Annotated in this window: 3 protein-coding genes; 1 reads left to right on the forward strand and 2 read right to left on the reverse strand. The window is 57.8% G+C overall.

The window, feature by feature from the left end:
- A partial coding sequence (locus tag J5224_RS31975; RefSeq protein ID WP_264628984.1) for a DUF1145 domain-containing protein occupies window positions 1-264 on the forward strand: 264 nt, incomplete at its 5' end.
- A 2-nt stretch (window positions 265-266) separates the two neighbouring features.
- Here the strand turns inward: J5224_RS31975 and J5224_RS31980 are convergent.
- Complete coding sequence (locus J5224_RS31980; protein ID WP_264628985.1) at window positions 267-620, reverse strand: DUF2500 domain-containing protein; 354 nt, start codon at window positions 618-620, stop codon at window positions 267-269.
- A partial coding sequence (locus tag J5224_RS31985) for a DUF1820 family protein (protein WP_264628986.1) occupies window positions 620-791 on the reverse strand: 172 nt, incomplete at its 5' end. The genes J5224_RS31985 and J5224_RS31980, both read right to left, overlap by 1 nt.

A 791-nucleotide genomic window follows, 5' to 3' on the forward strand; every position in this document is an offset into this window, starting at 1 on the left:
ATGATCGGTGTGTGGGGCTTTTTAATCACCAACCTGATTGCGCCCTTTCCCCGCCCGCTGAACATCTTCATGATGGTTGCAATGGGGTTTACGCTGTTGATGCACGGTTTTCAGGTGCTGTTGTTACGCGCCAGCCACGGTAAAGAACAGGGGCCACTGAGCCGCGCGCTGGAAGCACGTATTTTTCTGTTCGGCGTATTTGAACTGCTGGCGTGGCAAAAAAAGATGAAGGGTGTCCAGCCCACTAGCGGGACAAAAAAATAGTCCTATGCGGGTACGAAGGACACAAAGCGTGAGCCCTGTACCTGCAACCTGCCCGTCATACCCAACGCCAGCGCCTGATACTGGGCCTCGCTCAGGTAGCAGGTGATGTTTTCTCCTGCGGGCAATAGCCTAAACGTCGCCTGATAGCGCACCGGAAGATCGGGATTCATCGGTTGCGCGCGCGTGGGGCGAGCCAGCGCTATGGCGCGCAGCGCGACGAGCTCGGCCTCTACCGTGCGCAGTGGCGCGGCATCGTCCGCTGCGCGCTGGCGTCGTTGCCGCAGGAACTGCCGCCACCCGAGAAACAGGATCAGGCTGACAACCAAAGACCACCAGTGGGATATTTCCCACGACATCAGGGCTTTTTCCCAGGAAGGAAAGGGAAAGCGGTGACATTATCACCCAGCTCGGAAATACGGGCCGCCCCTTTCTCCGTCACGGCATCAATGCGGATCACCGCTTGCAGCGGAATAAAGCTGCGATTCACGCCGGAAAACTCGGTTTTCAGCTTCTCGGTAGAAGGGTCC

The organism is Candidatus Symbiopectobacterium sp. NZEC135, from assembly GCF_025962695.1.

Bases quoted from the DNA above. Each gene is read 5' to 3' on its own strand.
- J5224_RS31980 (WP_264628985.1), bottom strand. From the start codon at position 620: ATGTCGTGGGAAATATCCCACTGGTGGTCTTTGGTTGTCAGCCTGATC.